The sequence below is a fragment of the Cryobacterium sp. TMT1-3 genome (assembly GCF_004402315.1).
Lineage (GTDB): Bacteria > Actinomycetota > Actinomycetes > Actinomycetales > Microbacteriaceae > Cryobacterium > Cryobacterium luteum.
Map to the genome: position 1 here is coordinate 63,631 of NZ_SOFW01000035.1, position 15,321 is coordinate 78,951.

At 66.4% G+C, this 15,321-nt stretch carries 18 protein-coding genes; 13 read left to right on the forward strand and 5 right to left on the reverse strand.

Going from position 1 to position 15,321, the window contains the following annotated elements:
* Positions 1–56: 56 nt before the first annotated feature.
* Positions 57–1,001, reverse strand: a complete 945-nt coding sequence (locus E3O25_RS11945) for a sugar-binding transcriptional regulator (protein WP_166787781.1) — start codon at positions 999–1,001, stop codon at positions 57–59.
* 137 nt (positions 1,002–1,138) lie between these two features.
* Between E3O25_RS11945 and E3O25_RS11950 the strand changes: the two genes are divergently transcribed.
* The 5 genes from E3O25_RS11950 to E3O25_RS11965 are packed head-to-tail and all read left to right on the forward strand — an operon-like array spanning position 1,139 to position 3,659.
* The gene (locus E3O25_RS11950) at positions 1,139–1,495 is read left to right on the forward strand and encodes a hypothetical protein (RefSeq protein ID WP_134361241.1); all 357 of its coding nucleotides are present in this window, start codon (positions 1,139–1,141) and stop codon (positions 1,493–1,495) included.
* 2 nt (positions 1,496–1,497) lie between these two features.
* Positions 1,498–2,535: an NAD(P)-dependent alcohol dehydrogenase gene (locus E3O25_RS11955; RefSeq protein WP_134361242.1), complete on the forward strand. Its 1,038-nt coding sequence runs from the start codon at positions 1,498–1,500 to the stop codon at positions 2,533–2,535.
* A 25-nt stretch (positions 2,536–2,560) separates the two neighbouring features.
* The gene (locus E3O25_RS11960; RefSeq protein WP_092110366.1) at positions 2,561–3,319 is read left to right on the forward strand and encodes an SDR family NAD(P)-dependent oxidoreductase; all 759 of its coding nucleotides are present in this window, start codon (positions 2,561–2,563) and stop codon (positions 3,317–3,319) included.
* 2 nt (positions 3,320–3,321) lie between these two features.
* Positions 3,322–3,456, forward strand: a complete 135-nt coding sequence (locus tag E3O25_RS17705; protein WP_255576193.1) for a hypothetical protein — start codon at positions 3,322–3,324, stop codon at positions 3,454–3,456.
* Between the two features lie 17 nt (positions 3,457–3,473).
* A complete protein-coding gene (locus tag E3O25_RS11965) occupies positions 3,474–3,659 on the forward strand; it encodes a hypothetical protein (RefSeq protein ID WP_134361243.1) in 186 nt (61 codons plus the stop codon).
* Here the strand turns inward: E3O25_RS11965 and E3O25_RS11970 are convergent.
* The 3 genes from E3O25_RS11970 to E3O25_RS11980 all read right to left on the reverse strand — a co-directional run bounded on the left by E3O25_RS11970 (position 3,656) and on the right by E3O25_RS11980 (position 6,501).
* Entirely contained in the window at positions 3,656–4,456 is an 801-nt protein-coding gene (locus tag E3O25_RS11970; RefSeq protein ID WP_092110363.1) for an HAD-IIA family hydrolase, read from the reverse strand. The two genes, E3O25_RS11965 and E3O25_RS11970, sit on opposite strands and share 4 nt — an antisense overlap.
* A 92-nt stretch (positions 4,457–4,548) precedes the next feature.
* Entirely contained in the window at positions 4,549–5,193 is a 645-nt protein-coding gene (locus E3O25_RS11975; protein ID WP_134361244.1) for a metal-dependent transcriptional regulator, read from the reverse strand.
* A gap of 36 nt (positions 5,194–5,229) precedes the next feature.
* Positions 5,230–6,501, reverse strand: a complete 1,272-nt coding sequence (locus E3O25_RS11980; protein ID WP_134361245.1) for an Nramp family divalent metal transporter — start codon at positions 6,499–6,501, stop codon at positions 5,230–5,232.
* Between the two features lie 74 nt (positions 6,502–6,575).
* On the opposite strand from E3O25_RS11980, the gene E3O25_RS11985 reads away from it, so the two are divergent.
* The 8 genes from E3O25_RS11985 (at position 6,576) to E3O25_RS12020 (ending at position 12,860) form a co-directional block, all read left to right on the forward strand.
* Positions 6,576–7,241 carry a TrmH family RNA methyltransferase gene (locus E3O25_RS11985; RefSeq protein WP_370448761.1) on the forward strand — a complete coding sequence of 222 codons (666 nt, stop codon included), beginning with the start codon at positions 6,576–6,578 and terminating at the stop codon, positions 7,239–7,241.
* A 42-nt stretch (positions 7,242–7,283) separates the two neighbouring features.
* Positions 7,284–7,652, forward strand: a complete 369-nt coding sequence (locus tag E3O25_RS11990) for a DUF4440 domain-containing protein (protein WP_092110357.1) — start codon at positions 7,284–7,286, stop codon at positions 7,650–7,652.
* 103 nt (positions 7,653–7,755) lie between these two features.
* Positions 7,756–8,241: a DUF3151 domain-containing protein gene (locus E3O25_RS11995; RefSeq protein WP_092110355.1), complete on the forward strand. Its 486-nt coding sequence runs from the start codon at positions 7,756–7,758 to the stop codon at positions 8,239–8,241.
* The gene (locus E3O25_RS12000; RefSeq protein ID WP_092110353.1) at positions 8,241–9,527 is read left to right on the forward strand and encodes an adenylosuccinate synthase; all 1,287 of its coding nucleotides are present in this window, start codon (positions 8,241–8,243) and stop codon (positions 9,525–9,527) included. Before E3O25_RS11995 ends, E3O25_RS12000 begins: the two co-directional genes overlap by 1 nt.
* A gap of 63 nt (positions 9,528–9,590) precedes the next feature.
* Entirely contained in the window at positions 9,591–10,334 is a 744-nt protein-coding gene (locus tag E3O25_RS12005; protein ID WP_092110351.1) for a GNAT family N-acetyltransferase, read from the forward strand.
* A gap of 287 nt (positions 10,335–10,621) precedes the next feature.
* The gene (locus tag E3O25_RS12010) at positions 10,622–11,527 is read left to right on the forward strand and encodes a DMT family transporter (RefSeq protein WP_092110482.1); all 906 of its coding nucleotides are present in this window, start codon (positions 10,622–10,624) and stop codon (positions 11,525–11,527) included.
* A gap of 21 nt (positions 11,528–11,548) precedes the next feature.
* The gene (locus E3O25_RS12015; protein ID WP_092110349.1) at positions 11,549–11,932 is read left to right on the forward strand and encodes a chorismate mutase; all 384 of its coding nucleotides are present in this window, start codon (positions 11,549–11,551) and stop codon (positions 11,930–11,932) included.
* Between the two features lie 4 nt (positions 11,933–11,936).
* A complete protein-coding gene (locus E3O25_RS12020) occupies positions 11,937–12,860 on the forward strand; it encodes an SDR family NAD(P)-dependent oxidoreductase (RefSeq protein ID WP_134361246.1) in 924 nt (307 codons plus the stop codon).
* Between the two features lie 133 nt (positions 12,861–12,993).
* Here E3O25_RS12020 and purL read toward each other — a convergent pair whose 3' ends face one another.
* Positions 12,994–15,300, reverse strand: coding sequence for a phosphoribosylformylglycinamidine synthase subunit PurL (purL, locus tag E3O25_RS12025; RefSeq protein ID WP_134361247.1), 2,307 nt, complete (start codon positions 15,298–15,300; stop codon positions 12,994–12,996).
* Positions 15,301–15,321 lie beyond the last annotated feature (21 nt).

The window sequence follows — 15,321 nt, forward strand, 5'->3', positions numbered from 1 at the left end:
GGTGCCGCGGTCGAGAATTCTCTCGACCGCGGCACCACGCATTTGCTCCCGGGGGTTCACCTGGCGCGCGGCGCGCCGTCCAACAGCCGCTGGGCCATATGCGAATCGGTGGCCAGGATGGTGACGACCCCGGTGTTCAGCGCCGCCCGCAAGGCCTCCGTCTTCTGGGCGCCACCGGCCACGACGATGACTTCGGGAATGTTGCGCAGCGCCTCTACGTCGATCGCGAGCGTGCGTCCTTCCAGCGCAGGTACCCGCTGGCCGCGTTCGTCGAGCAGGGTCGCGCTGATTTCGGCGCGAACGCCGCGGGCGAGCAACTCGGCGCGCTCGTCGTCGCTGAGGGCGTCGCTCAACTGGGACTCCGGCGGCTCCCAACTGCCGACCGCGAGCACCGCCTTCGTCACCCGGCTCATCCGCTGGAAGGTGGCTTGAACGGATGCCTGGCGCTTGAACGCTTCAGCGGCCTGCGGATCGGAGACCACGAGGGGGGCGTAGATCGGAAACGGTCGACCGCCCGAAATCTCGCAGATGCGCCGCACCAGGTCGCTGGACGTCTGGTTCGGGTCGCCGGCCATGCCGGTGAGCTGCACGACATCGCAGGGCGCGAGCCGGTCGAGTTGGTCGACGATGGCCGTGAGGGTGCGCCCGCTGGCGATGCCAAGCACGTCGGATTCCGTGACGATCTCGGTCAGCAGATTGGCCGTGATCCGACCCAGTTCCGCCCGAATAGCCGGGCTGAGATCGGTGGTCGTGTTGGCCACGATCGCCCGGTTCAGCCCGTAGGCCGCCGCCAGACGGCGAGCAAGTTCGGCGTGCAGGGTGCCCGGCGCGTTCACCCGAATGGTGACGAGTCCGGTCTCTCGGGCTCGGGCCAGAAGTCGCGCGACCTTGAAGCGGGACATGTCGATATCGTCAGCGATTTCAACGAGCGATTTTCCGACACGATAGTGCTGCTGCGCCACATAGGCCATTTGAACGAGCTCGCTGGGACCGATATTCATGACTCTCCTCTGCCTCGCCACTCTGCGCCGAATTTCAGGTTCGCAAGACGATTCTCTCATATGAGCGCGTGACTTGACATTTGAGTACAGCGCCGCGAGGATGAAGATCTAGACAAAAGAGAGCGTTCGGGGTTCATGTGAGCGACAACGGTGTTGAGGTGCTGGAATCCGCGCGCGCCTTCATTCGTCGAGAAGCGGCCGTGATCGACCAGCTCGCGCACTCGCTCGAAGGTTCCCTTGACGTCGTGAACCGGGTTCTCGCAACCACAGGAAAGGTCGTCACCACCGGAACCGGCACGTCGGGCATCGCGGCCGACCTGCACGGTCTCGAGGCCGTTGGCCGATTCGCCGGCACCGTGCCGGTCGGCGTGGACGGCGGGGTCACGGGTGCGGTGGCCGCCCTGGCCGTCTCGCGTGGTGCCGGCTATATCGTCTCCGGACGCGGCCTCTTTTTCAGTCCCCACGAATCACATCCTTATCAGAGAGAAGACTAGTCATGGACAGTTCACCCACGCTGCCGACGACAATGCGCACGAGCGTTTTGCTGAAACAACAGGAGCTGACGATTGAGGATCGACCCGTGCCCACGGCCGGTGCCGGCGAGGTGCTGGTCGAGGTCGCCGCGGTCGGCGTCTGCGGCTCAGACGTGCATTACTACCGCGAAGGCCGAATCGGCGACTTCATCGTCGACGCACCCCTGGTTCTCGGCCATGAGCTCAGCGGCACCATCGTGGGGGTCGGAGTCGACGTCGACCCCGCCCGCATCGGGGAACGGGTGGCCGTGGAACCCCAGCGTCCCTGCCGCCTGTGCCGGGAATGCCGCGCCGGTCGGTACAATCTGTGCTCGAAGATGGAGTTCTACGCGACACCGCCCATCGACGGTGCCTTCTGCGGCTACGTGACGATCCAGACCGAATTCGCCCACGCGATTCCCGACTCGGTCTCCTTTGAGGCTGCCGCCCTGCTGGAGCCTCTCTCCGTCGCCATCGCGAGTATCCGTAAGGCCCAGATTGTTCCGGGCTCGTCGATCCTCATCGCCGGGGCCGGGCCGATCGGCATCATCACCGCCCAGACCGCGCGGGCCTTCGGGGCAAGCGAGATCATCGTCTCCGACCTCATCGCGGCGAAGCGGGAGCGGGCCTTGAAATTCGGCGCCACCAGGGTCATCGATCCGGTGGCCGAGGACCCGGCAACACTCAACCTCGACGTGAACGCGTTCATCGACGCGAGCGGGTCTGCGCGGGCCGTTGACAGCGGCATCCGCTCGGTACGGCCGGCCGGCACGGTCGTTCTGGTGGGGCTGGGAAACCCCGAGATGATTCTGCCGGTGTCGCATATTCAGAACCTGGAAATCACGGTCACCGGCATCTTTCGCTACGTGGACACCTGGCCGACGGCCATCCACCTCGTCGCCTCCGGCCAGGTCGACCTCGACTCGCTCGTGACGGGCAAATTTGACCTCGAGCACGTCGCGGAAGCCCTCGACAGTGATCGAAACGACGACAGCCTCAAGTCCATCGTCTACCCGAACTAATTTAGAGAGAAACCGGAGCACCACCATGGACGTATTCAGCCTCGAGGGCAAAACCGCCTTGGTCACCGGCGGCAACCAGGGACTGGGCAAGGCCTTCGCCTTCGCGCTGGCCCAGGCCGGCGCGCACGTCGCGATCGCCGGGCGAAGCGCGGAGCGCAACGCCGCCGTCGCCGTGGAGGCAGCGACTGCCGGCCACGACTTCGTCACCATTCAGGCCGACATCACCAAGGACGATCAGGTCGCGCGCATGACCGAGGAAGCCATCGCCGGCCTCGGCAAGATCGATATTCTGGTGAACAACGCGGGTACCTGCTACCACGCACCGGCGTTCGATGTGACCGATGATGAGTGGGCCGCGGTCTGGGACCTCAACGTGCGTGCGCTCTGGAAGGCGAGCCTTTCGGTGGGCGCGCACATGCGCACTGAGGGCAAGGGTGCCATCGTCAACATCGGCTCGATGTCGGGCATCATCGTGAACCGCCCGCAGATGCAGCCGGCCTACAACGCATCCAAGGCTGCGGTGCATCATTTGACCCGTTCCCTGGCCGCCGAGTGGGCGCCGCTGGGAATCCGGGTCAACGCGGTCGCCCCCGGCTACGTAAAAACGGACATGGCTCCCGTCGACCGGCCGGAATTCCAGCGTTACTGGGTCGAGGACGCGCCCCAGAAGCGGTTCGCCCTGCCCGAGGAGATCGCACCCTGTGTCGTCTTCCTCGCGAGTGAGGCTGCGTCGTTCATCACCGGTTCGGTGCTCGTCGCCGACGGCGGATACACGGTGTACTGATCATGACCGTTCTCACCAACCGTCGCGTCGTCGTGAATTCCGCCACGGACATTGTTCTGGAACGGATAGCGGTACCGGTTCCCGGTGCCTACGACCGCTTCTGGTCGATCTCGACCTGGTGCAGGACCGCGAGCTGACCCTGTGCGGAAACCTGATGTACGTGCGTGAGGACGTGGCTCGGGCCATCCGTTTGCTGCAGACGAAGACCGTGCCGATCGAGGAGATCATCACGGCCACTTTCGATCTGGCCGATGCCGCCAAGGCATTTCGCGCCTCGGACGACCCCGAGCAGGTCAAGGTGCTCGTCACCGTAGGAACGAGCGTCCCCACTACGGCCTAGATCTCGTCGCTCTCGATCGGCTCGGTGACGAGGAGCTCGTGCACGCCGGCCACGATCTCGTCGGGTCGGAACGGGTAGCGGTTGATCTCGGCTTCGTCGCTGATGCCGGTCATCACCAGGATGGTGTGCAGCCCGGCCTCGATGCCGGCGACGATGTCGGTGTCCATGCGGTCACCGATCATGCCGGTGTTCTCCGAGTGGGCACCGATCTTGTTCATCGCCGAGCGGAACATCATGGGATTGGGTTTGCCGACGACGTAGGGGTCCATGCCGGTGGCTTTGGAGATCAGCGCCGAAATGGCGCCGGTCGCCGGCATCGGGCCGTCCTTGCTCGGGCCGGTCGCATCCGGGTTCGTCGCGATGAACCGCGCTCCGGCCAGGATGAGCCGAATCGCCTTGGTGATCGCCTCGAACGAGTAGTTGCGCGTCTCGCCGACGACGACGTAGTCGGGGTCGGTCTCGGTCATGATGAACCCGGCTTCGTGCAGAGCGGTCGTGATTCCGACCTCGCCGATCACGAACGCGGTGCCGCCGGACACCTGTGACTTCAGAAAGTCGGCCGTGGCGAGTGCCGAGGTCCAGATTCGGTCCTCCGGCACGTTGAGCCCGCTCGAACGCAGCCGGGCGCTCAGGTCGCGGGGCGTGAAGATGGAGTTATTGGTGAGCACCAGAAACGGCGTGCCCGCGTCGGTCCACTGCTGCAGCAGCTCGGCCGCCCCCGGGAGGGCCTGGTTCTCGTGCACGAGTACACCGTCCATGTCGGTGAGCCAGCATTCGATTTCGTCGCGTCGTGCCATCAGGCGCTCCATTTCGTCGACTCCCAGCCTAGCCGCGCGACGTTTCCCCACGGTTACGGGTATCGCACGAATAAGCGGATGCCCGCCACGCGTCAGGCGGTCACCCAGATGGCGGCGGTCGCAGCGGGCGTGACCAGCCGGCTCTGGCCATCCGCTAAAACGATGGTGAACGGGGCCGCGAGCGTGAACTCGGTGCCCGGCCCGATGAGGTCGGCGGCGAGCTCACGCAGCACAGCCGGGTCGCGGTCGCTGATGCGCAGCACCGTGCCACAATGCCCGACCGCGGCCTCGGCCAGCAAAAGTGCGGGCGGCCGCACCACGGTGCCGTCGGCGGCGGGAATGTGATCACCGTGCGGATCGTGCGCCGGAAACCCGAGCCGTGCGTTGATCGCCTCGAGCAGTCGATCCGAGATGGAGTGCTCGAGAATCTCGGCCTCGTCGTGCACCTGATCCCAGTCGTAGCCCATCGCGCCGACCAGCCAGGTCTCGATCAGGCGATGCCGCCGCACGACGGCGGTCGCACGCAGGCGGCCGGCATCCGTCAAGGCCAGCGGGCCGTACGGAACGTGGGTGATGAGGCCGTTCGCGGCGAGCTTCTTGACCATCTCGGTGACGGATGACGGCGCCACGCCCAGCCGTGCCGCCAGCACGGACGGCGTGATCAGGTCGGGCTGCCACTCGGTGTGGGCATAGATGGTCTTGAGGTAGTCCTCAGCCGCGCCGGTCGTGTAGGTCATAGCTGTTTCAGGGTAGCCGTTCAGGCGCCACTTCTCTTAGAACTCGCCGAACACGAGCACCAGCAGCACCAGGTTCAGCGCTACGAGGGCTAGCGCACACACGGCACCGGCGGCCGTGGTGAACCACCGATTGGTGAAGGTTCCGAGCAGACCGCGCTGGGCGGTGAGCCAGACCAGCGGAATCAGCGCGAACGGAATACCGAACGACAGCACCACCTGGCTGAGCACGAGCGCCTGGGTGGGGTCGAACCCCACGCCGAGAATGATCAGCGCCGGAATCAGGGTGACCAGTCGGCGCAGCAACAACGGGATGCGCACGTGCAGCAGTCCGTGCATGATCTCGGCACCGGCATAGGCACCGACCGAGGTCGACGCGAGCCCCGACGCGAGCAGCCCCACCGCGAACAGGGTCGCGACGATCGGCCCGAGCGTGTCTTTCAGCGCCGCATAGGCCCCTTCTAGGGTGTCGGTTCCGTCCACACCCTGCAAAGCGGATGCTGCGAGCAGCAGGATCGCCAGGTTCACCGTTCCGGCGATCGCCATCGCGATGGTGACGTCCCACTTGGTGGCCCAGAGCAGGCGGCGGGTGGCGACGGTACCCTGCCACTCCGGAAACCGGTCACGCGTGAGTGAGGAGTGCGCATAGATGGCGTGCGGCATGATCGTGGCGCCGAGGATGGACGCAGCGAGCAACACCGAGTTGGAGCCCTCGAACCGCGGCACCAGACCATCGAGCACCCCGCCACCGTCGGGCGGAGAAATGAAGACGCCCGCCGTGAAACCGACGGTGATGATGAGCATGAGCATGATGATGACCCGCTCGAATATGCGCGGGCCCCGCCGGGAGTGCACCATAAGCACGATCATCGAGATGGTGCCGGTGATCACGCCGCCCCAGATCAGCGGCAGGTTGAACAGCAGGTTGAGGGCGACGGCCCCGCCGATGATCTCGGCGAGGTCGGTGGCCATGGCAACCAACTCGGCCTGCACCCAGTACAGCCGCCTGGCCATCGGCCGTTTCATGCGCACCCCGAGAATCTCGGGCAGGCTCGCCCCGGTGACGATGCCGAGCTTGGCCGAAAGGTACTGGATGAGCCACGCCATGACGTTGCCGGCCACGACCACCCAGACCAGCAGGTAGCCGTACCCTGCGCCGGCGGTCATATTGCTCGCAACGTTGCCCGGGTCGAGGTAGGCGACCCCGGCCACGAGGGCCGGACCGAGCAGCCAGAGCAGCCGGCTGGAGGCGACGGTGGTGGGAGCTTGCGAGAGCACGCGGTCGGGGGCCGGGGCATCCGTTTTAGTCATACCGAAACCCTAGCCAGAAGTTAGGCGCACCGAAACCCCGAATTGGGGTGCGGTCGGCAAGATACGGTTGGGTAGTGACAGAATCAGCAGCCCCAACGTTCGCCGCCGACGTGCCGGCCAACGGCAGCCCCACGCCGGAACGCTCGACCTACGGCGTCGGTCCCTGGCCGGGGGAGTGGCCGAGCGAAGATCGGTACGACGCTGACCTGCTCGAGCACGGCGACACTCGCAACGTGATCGACCGGTATAGATACTGGACCATGGCGGCGATCGTGGCCGATCTCGATGAGCGCCGGCATCCGTTTCACGTGGCCATTGAGAACTGGCAGCACGACATGAACATCGGTTCGATCGTGCGCAGCGCCAACGCCTTCGGCGCCGACACCGTGCACATCATCGGCCGCAAGCGCTGGAACAAGCGCGGTGCCATGGTCACCGACCGCTACCAGCACGTGCTGCACCACCCGGATGTCGCCGCGTTCGTTGAGTGGTGTTCTCAGGGTGACCTGCCGATCATCGCCATTGACAATGTGCCAGGCAGCGTCATCATCGAGACGTTCCGCTTTCCCGAACGCTGCGTGCTGCTGTTCGGCCAGGAGGGCCCCGGACTGTCGGACGAGGCCATCACCGCCGCCGATGCCGTCGTCGAAATCAGCCAGTTCGGATCGACTCGGTCGATCAACGCCTCGGCCGCCGCTGCCGTTACCATGCACGCCTGGGTGCTTCAGCACCGGTTCTGATTTTTCTGACCAAACCGCCGCGGCAAGGGCTAGCGTGGCGGTATGACTGCGATCACTGACGATCTTCCGGCCCGGCTCCTCCACGAAGAAAACGCCGGCTGGCAGGCCATCCTGGGCGGCGAGGGCGGCGCGTACTACCAGCGCGAAATGACCGACGACGGCCTGATGATCGTGCCGGGCGCCATTATCACCCGCGACGAGGTCACCGCCTACTTCGACCAGGCGGCGCCGTGGGAGAGCTACGGCATCCACGAACCGGCCATCATCCGGCTCGGCGAGCACGCCGGAGTCGTCGTGTACAAGGCTATCGCCCGCCGCGGCGAGGAGGTCGCCGAACTGAACATGTCGACGACCTACCTGTTCGTCAACGGTGGCTGGCGCGTCGCGGCCCGACAGCAAAGCCAGGCCTAGCGTTCCGGACTAGCGTTCCAGACCTGGTGTTTTAGGCCTGGTGTTTTAGGCCGGCCGGGCCCGTCGCCGGGATGAGGGCACCGCGGCCTTGGTAGGATTCAGTGTGACCGGCGACAATTTGATTTCAGAGCCCGAGACCCTTCTTCCCGCGGAACCGGAGGTGCTCGAGGCCCTGCGCCGAACCGCGAGGAGCCAGCTCGCCACCGTGGTGCAGGTGCACCCGACCTCCCCGCTGGCCTGGGCCGAACTAGCCGATGCCACCCACCACGAGGGTCGCATCCTGGAGTCCTACGCCTACGCCCGGGTCGGCTACCACCGCGGACTCGACGCCCTGCGCAAGGCCGGCTGGCGCGGCCACGGCCCCATTCCGTGGCGCCACGAACCCAACCGCGGGGTGCTCCGCGCCCTGTTCGCGCTGCGCCGCGCTGCCGATGAGATCGGCGAGGCCGACGAAGTTGTGCGCCTCACGGCTTTTCTGACGGATGCCGACGCGAACGCCATTGACATTATCGCCACGCTGCACACCGGCAGCCCGGGTTTCGACCCGGCGCCGCCCACCGAAGCTTTTGTTATTCGAGGAGAAGACTAATGCCCGCGATCGTACTCATCGGAGCCCAGTGGGGCGACGAGGGCAAGGGTAAGGCCACCGACCTGCTCGGCAGCCGGGTCGACTATGTCGTCAAGTTCAACGGCGGCAACAACGCCGGCCACACCGTCGTCGTGGGCGATGAGAAGTATGCCCTGCACCTGCTGCCGTCCGGTATCTTGAGCCCCGGCGTCACCCCGGTCATCGCCAACGGCGTCGTCGTCGATGTCGAGGTTCTGTTCGAAGAGCTCGACGCCCTGTCCGAGCGTGGCGTCGACGTCTCCCGGCTCAAGGTCAGCCTCAACGCCCACGTCATCACCGCCTATCACCGCACCCTCGACAAGGTCACCGAGCGTTTTCTCGGCAAGCGTCAGATCGGCACTACCGGGCGCGGCATCGGCCCGGCCTACGCCGACAAGATCAACCGCGTCGGCATCCGTGTGCAGGACCTGTTTGATGAGAATATCTTGCGCCAGAAGGTCGAGGGAGCCCTCGACCAGAAGAACCACATGCTGGTCAAGGTCTACAACCGCCGCGCCATCGAGGCCGAGGAGATCGTCACCGAACTGCTCGGTTACGCCGAGCGTCTGCGCCCCATGGTCGCCGACACCGCCCTGCTGCTGCACCAGGCGCTCAACGACGGCAAGACCGTCTTGTTCGAGGGCGGCCAAGCCACCATGCTCGACGTCGACCACGGTACCTATCCCTTCGTCACGTCGTCGAACGCCACCTCGGGCGGCGCAGTGACGGGCAGCGGAATCGCTCCGAACCGCATTGACCGCGTCATCGCCGTGGTCAAGGCCTACACGACCCGGGTCGGCAGCGGCCCGTTCCCCACCGAACTGTTCGACGAGTCGGGCGAATACCTGCGCGCCAACGGCTTCGAGTTCGGTACCACCACCGGTCGCCCACGTCGCTGCGGCTGGTACGACGCCCCAATCGCCCGCTACACGGCGCGCGTCAACGGTGTCACCGACTTCGTGCTGACCAAACTCGACGTGCTCACCGGCCTGGCCGAGATCCCGGTCTGCGTGGCCTACTCGGTCGACGGCGTGCGCGTCGACGAGGTGCCCGTCTCACAGAGCGACTTTCACCACGCCGTTCCGATCTACGAGAACTTTCCCGGCTGGACCGAAGACATCACCGGTATGCGCACCTTCGAGGAACTGCCGCAGGCAGCGCAAAACTATGTGCTCGCCCTCGAGTCGATGAGCGGATCGCGCATTTCGGCGATCGGCGTCGGGCCCGACCGTGAAGCCATCGTGGTGCGTCACGACCTGATCGACTAGATTTCTCGGCGGGTTGCCGCGAACCGCGCACGATTCCTCACTTTGGCGTGTCACACTGGGCGAGTGAACGCCGTGAGACCCCATTCCCTGACCCTGACCGGTCGCTTTGTTCAGCTGCAACCGCTCGGCAGTGCAGTGCTCCCCGAGTTGGCGCGTGCCATCGCGCACCCGGAGGTGTTCGCCGCCGGCTACGGCGGCGGCCCGGCTGCCCTGCGGCAGGGTGAGGGCTTCATTAAGTGGGCGCACGACTACTTTCAGTGGGAAGGCCTGCCCTATGTGGTGCGCCTGCTCGGCGGTCCGAACGACGGCGACGTCGTCGGCACCACGACCCTCGGTGACATCGACGTCGTCAATGAGGCGATCCATCTCGGCTGGACCGCCTACGACCCGCGCGTTTGGGGCACCGCCGTCAACGCTGAAACCAAACTGCTCGTGCTCGGCACGGCCTTCGACAACGGCTTCGGCCGGGTCAAAATTCAAGCGGATGCCATCAACGCTCGTTCCCGCGCCGCCATCCTCGGCATCGGCGCCACGTTTGAGGGCATCCTGCGCCGCGATCGTCCCCGCGCCGACGGTACCTGGCGCGACAGCGCCGTCTACTCGATCCTCGCTGAGGAATGGCCGGCGGTGCGTGCCGGGTTGGAAGCTCGTCTCAACGCGATGCCTGGCCGATTCGTGACCTACCGCAGCCGGCGCCCGGCTGCGCCCGGCGGCACCATTGTCGGTGGCGGACCGCAGGGCGGAATTCGTGGCGGCCGCCCGGCCGGAACCGACACCGAACGCAATGCCGGGGCCGACGCGTCGTAGCGGGGGCGGCATCCGCTCGTACCCGGTGGGTTTGGGGGTTAATTCAGGAAAAACCTCAGGCGCGAGTGTCTGAGGCACGGAACCGGGCGGGGTGCCGGCGGCCGGCTGGCCGGATTTCCTGAATTGGCCACGGGCAGGGCGTGCGGGCGGCATCCGCTGCCATGTTTCGGCGCTTTTCGGACGTCGAGTTGGTGCCGACCTCCAGCGGGCGACCTGCGCTATAGGCTCGTGGAGTGCCCCAGACCCCTGCAGCCAGCAAGACCCTCGTCGTGGTGCAATTCCTCGGGATGGGCCTGATCTGGGGCGCGAGCTTTCTGTTCATGAAGATCGCCCTCGACGGCGTCAGCTTCGGCCAGATCGCCTGGTCACGGCTGGTTCTCGGCGGGTTGACGCTCGGGCTGATCGTGCTGGTGCGCCGTCCGCGCATCGGGACCGGGCCGGTATTGCCGCGGGAGGGCGTGGTCTGGCTGCACTTTCTGGTGATCGCGGTCAGCGGATGCGTGATCCCACACCTGCTGTTCGCTTGGGCCGAGCAGTATGTCTCGTCGAGCCTGGCCAGCATTTACAACGCGGTCACCCCGATCATGACGGCGGTGATGGCGACGCTCGCCTTTCGGGTGGAGAAACTCGTGCGCGCGCAGGTCGCCGGTGTCGTGCTCGGCATCGTCGGTGTCGTCGTGATCATTGGTCCGTGGCAGTATTCCTCACTCACCGGCGACCTCTGGGGCCAGCTCGCCTGCCTCGGCGCGGCCGTCTGCTACGGCTTCACCTTCGGCTACACCCGCCGCTTTCTTAGTGGGCGGCCGATAGCTGCGTCGACCTTCGCCTTTCTCAACATCGGCCTCGCCGGGTTCATCATGCTGCTGCTCACCCCGGTGCTGGCCTGGAGCCCGGTGGTGCTGACCTATTCGATCGTGCTGTGTCTGCTGGCGCTCGGTGCGCTCGGCACCGGCCTGGCCTACATCTGGAACATCAACGTGTTGCGGGCCTGGGGGCCGACCAACGCGTCCACGGTGACCTACGTGACGCCCGTCGTGGGAGTGGTGCTCGGAGTGCTCGTGCTCGCCGAAACATTCTCCTGGCACGAGCCGGCCGGGGCGCTCCTGGTGCTGCTGGGCATCCTGCTGACCCAAAAACGGTTGCGGCTCGGGTCGTTCGGGGCGCGCGGCCGGGAGGCGGCGGCATCCGCTTAGGGCATGCATTATCGTAAAACCATGGCCGCACACGAGGAACTACCCGCTGATGCCGACGCTGCGGCAATCGAGCAGCTGCACAGCATTCGCGAGAGTATCGACAATATCGATGCCGCGCTCATTCATCTGCTGGCCGAGCGATTCAAATTCACCCAGTCGGTGGGCCGGCTCAAGGCCGCCCACGGACTGCCGGCCGCCGATCCGGCCCGCGAGCTCATGCAGATCGACCGGCTGCGCGGCCTCGCCGAAGAGGCGCACCTCGACCCGGCATTCGCCGAGAAGTTTCTCAATTTCATCATCGCCGAGGTCATTCATCATCACGTGAAAATCGCCGGCGGCCCGGCCGTGGCGCCGGGGCGCGCGGCGGGCGCTGCGCCGGCCGTTTCGCCGATCGTGGCTTCGTAGTCGGGTGAGCTGGAACCCACGCTCGCTGCCCGATCAGGCCGGCAAGACCTTCGTCGTCACCGGAGCCAACGCCGGCCTCGGCTACTTCACCAGCGAGCAGCTCGCCGGTGCGGGAGCGCACGTCGTGCTCGCCTGCCGCAACCCGGTGAAAGCGGATGCGGCGGCGGCGGCCATCCGATTACGGGTGCCGGGGGCATCCGTTTCGGTGCTGCAGCTCGATGTCTCGGATCTGCAGTCGGTGCGCGAGGTCAGCGAGACGCTGCGCGCCTTCCCCCGCCTCGACGGCTTGATTTTGAACGCCGGTATCGTGCACCCGCCGACCGATCGCGCCGTGAGCCTCGACGGCAACGAGCTCGTGTTCGCCACGAACTTTCTCGGGCATTTCGCCCTCACCGCGGGTTCGCTCATGGCGCTCCGTCGCACGCCGGGAAGCCGAGTGGTGTCGCTCGGGTCGCTGATCTCGCGGCTGATGGACTCCTCGCTCGACGACCTGCAACTGGCGACCACGTACAGCGGCTGGAAGGCGTACGCGCAGTCCAAGATCGCCATGCAGGTGTTCGGATTCGAGCTTGACCGGCGGCTGCGGGCCAATGGGGCCGGCATGGTGCAGTCGCTGGTCGCGCATCCGGGATATTCCATTTCGGGGCTGACCTTGGGCATCCGTTCGGTCAATGAGGTGTCGCGTGGCAAACGCGTTCTCGACGGGCTGCAGCTGCTCGTCGGGGCCCAGAGCAAGCAGCAGGGCGCCTGGTCCACCGTGCGGGCCGCGATCGACCCGGATGCCAACGGCGGCGACTACTTCGGCCCGAGCCTGCTGCTGCGCGGCCGCCCGGTGCGTCAGCCCGCAACGCGCACCTCGCGGGACCGAGCGGTGGCCGCGCGCCTTTGGGAGCGCGCCGAGACCCTGATCGGCGACCCCTTCCTCTAGGTCGCGGCGCATTTTTCGCGCCTAACTCCTGCAATTCGTGCGCCGCAGGTGAAAGTCCCGCGTATTTCCGGGGAGAACCCGGTGGCGCTGCAGAAATTGCAGGAGTTATGCGCGGGCGGAGACGCGCTCCAGGTCAGGCGAAGGCGGCGGGGAGGGGCGACTGGTGACGGTTGCGCATCTCGGCTAGGGGTGCGGCGAAGACGTCCTGAACCTCTAGGGCGCGCAGGGTGGCGTCGGTCACTCCGATGCGCAGCACCGGAATGTAGCGGCCGGCACACAGGCCGAGGAACTTCACGTCGTCTTCGCGCGGCACCGAAACGATGACGCGACCGGCCGACTCCGAAAAGAGCGCAGTGGATGCGTCGACCCCGTCCCGATCCAGAATGTCACCCAGCCAGACGCGCGCGCCCACCCCGAAGCGCATCACGGCTTCGGCGAGGGCCTGGGCGAGCCCGCCCTCGCTGAGGTCGTGGGCGCTGTCGATGAGGGCTTCCTTCGAGGCGGCGTGCAGCAGACCGGCGAGGGCCTTCTCCTGGCTGAGGTCCACGACCGGCGGACGACCCCCGAGGTGGTTGTGCACCACACCGGCCCAGGCTGAGCCGTCGAGCTCGAGGCGGGTCGTGCCGAGCAGGTAGATGTTGTGCCCGTCGTCCTGCCATCCGCTCGGGATGCGGCGGGCGACGTCGTCGATCACGCCGAGCACGGCCACGACCGGGGTCGGGTGAATGGGCTGGTCGCCGGTCTGGTTGTAGAACGAGACGTTGCCGCCGGTGACCGGAATCTCAAGCTCCAGGCATCCGTCGGCGAGGGCGGTGACGGCCTCGCGGAACTGCCACATGACCTCGGGGTTCTCGGGCGAGCCGAAGTTGAGGCAGTCGCTGACGCCGGCCGGCACCGCGCCGGTCGCGGCCACGTTGCGGTACGCCTCGGCCAGGGCCAGCTGCGCGCCGCGATACGGGTCGAGCTGGCAGTAACGGCCGTTCGCATCGGTCGCGATCGCGAAGCCGAGGCCGCTCTCCTCGTCGACGCGGATCATGCCGCCGTCGTCGGGAAAAGCCAGCGCCGTGTTGCCCTGCACGTAGTGGTCGTACTGGTCGGTGATCCAGCTCGGGTCGGCCAGGTTCGGCGAACCGAGCAGATCGAGGAACTGCTCACGCAGGGTCTCGCCGTCGAGGGCGCGCGGCAGCACGGAGGCGGTGTCGGCCTGCAGGGCGTCGATCCAGGTCGGGTAGGCGAGCGGGCGCTCGTAGACCGGGCCGTCGACGGCGACGGTGCGCGGCAGTACGTTGACGATTTCTTCGCCGTGCCAGTTGATGATCAACCGACCGGTATCGGTGACTTCGCCGAGCACGCTGGTCTCGACGTCCCACTTCTTGGTGACGGCGAGAAAGCCCTCGAGCTTTTCGGGCGTGACGATGGCCATCATGCGTTCCTGGCTCTCGCTCATGAGAATCTCTTCGGCGGTGAGCGTGGGGTCGCGCAGCAGTACCTTCTCTAGTTCGATGAACATGCCACCGTCGCCGTTCGAGGCGAGTTCGCTGGTCGCGCAGCTGATTCCGGCGGCACCGAGGTCTTGAATTCCCTCGACGAGCTTGCCGGCGAACAGTTCGAGGCAGCACTCGATGAGCACCTTCTCGGCGAACGGGTCGCCGACCTGCACCGCGGGGCGCTTGGTCGGCCCGCCAGCACTGAAGGTGTCGGAGGCGAGAATGGATGCCCCGCCGATGCCGTCGCCGCCGGTGCGGGCTCCAAACAACACGACCTGATTGCCGACCCCCCGGGCGTTGGCGAGGTGCAGGTCTTCGTGGCGCAGCACGCCGACCGAGAGCGCGTTGACGAGCGGGTTGCCCTGGTAGACCCGGTCGAACACGGTTTCGCCGCCGATGTTCGGCAGGCCGAGGCAGTTGCCGTAGAAGCTGATGCCGCTGACCACGCCGTGCACGACGCGTGCGGTGTCCGGGTCGGTGATATCGCCGAAGCGCAGGGCGTCCATCACGGCGACCGGGCGGGCGCCCATCGAGATGATGTCGCGCACGATGCCGCCGACGCCGGTCGCGGCGCCCTGGAACGGCTCGATGTAGGAGGGGTGGTTGTGCGATTCGATCTTGAAGGTGACCGCCCAGCCCTCGCCGACGTCGAGAACGCCGGCGTTCTCGCCCATGCCGACCATGAGGTTCTTCTTCATGGCGGGCGTGACCTTGTCGCCGAACTGGCGCAGGTACATCTTTGAGCTCTTATAGGAGCAGTGCTCGCTCCACATCACCGAGTACATGGCGAGTTCGCCGCTCGTGGGGCGGCGGCCCAGAATTTCGCGGATCTTCGCGTACTCGTCGGCCTTGAGCCCGAGCGCGCCGTAGGGCTGCTCCTTCTCGGGCGTCGCGATGGCGTTGGAAACGGTGTCGGCGACGCCGCGGGAGTGGGTGGTGGTAGCAGCGGTCACGTGGCGTTCTCCCAGATATAG

What these genes read in the sequence shown, in the direction of transcription:
- E3O25_RS12010 (WP_092110482.1), top strand. Translation starts at nt 10,622, where the DNA reads ATGGGCCTGATCTGGGGCGCGAGCTTTCTGTTCATGAAGATCGCCCTC.
- E3O25_RS11960 (WP_092110366.1), top strand. Translation starts at nt 2,561, where the DNA reads ATGGACGTATTCAGCCTCGAGGGCAAAACCGCCTTGGTCACCGGCGGC.
- E3O25_RS12015 (WP_092110349.1), top strand. Translation starts at nt 11,549, where the DNA reads ATGGCCGCACACGAGGAACTACCCGCTGATGCCGACGCTGCGGCAATC.
- E3O25_RS11945 (WP_166787781.1), bottom strand. Translation starts at nt 1,001, where the DNA reads ATGAATATCGGTCCCAGCGAGCTCGTTCAAATGGCCTATGTGGCGCAG.
- E3O25_RS12000 (WP_092110353.1), top strand. Translation starts at nt 8,241, where the DNA reads ATGCCCGCGATCGTACTCATCGGAGCCCAGTGGGGCGACGAGGGCAAG.
- E3O25_RS17705 (WP_255576193.1), top strand. Translation starts at nt 3,322, where the DNA reads ATGACCGTTCTCACCAACCGTCGCGTCGTCGTGAATTCCGCCACGGAC.
- E3O25_RS11975 (WP_134361244.1), bottom strand. Translation starts at nt 5,193, where the DNA reads ATGACCTACACGACCGGCGCGGCTGAGGACTACCTCAAGACCATCTAT.
- E3O25_RS11955 (WP_134361242.1), top strand. Translation starts at nt 1,498, where the DNA reads ATGGACAGTTCACCCACGCTGCCGACGACAATGCGCACGAGCGTTTTG.
- E3O25_RS11970 (WP_092110363.1), bottom strand. Translation starts at nt 4,456, where the DNA reads ATGGCACGACGCGACGAAATCGAATGCTGGCTCACCGACATGGACGGT.
- E3O25_RS11990 (WP_092110357.1), top strand. Translation starts at nt 7,284, where the DNA reads ATGACTGCGATCACTGACGATCTTCCGGCCCGGCTCCTCCACGAAGAA.
- E3O25_RS11980 (WP_134361245.1), bottom strand. Translation starts at nt 6,501, where the DNA reads ATGACTAAAACGGATGCCCCGGCCCCCGACCGCGTGCTCTCGCAAGCT.
- E3O25_RS11965 (WP_134361243.1), top strand. Translation starts at nt 3,474, where the DNA reads ATGTACGTGCGTGAGGACGTGGCTCGGGCCATCCGTTTGCTGCAGACG.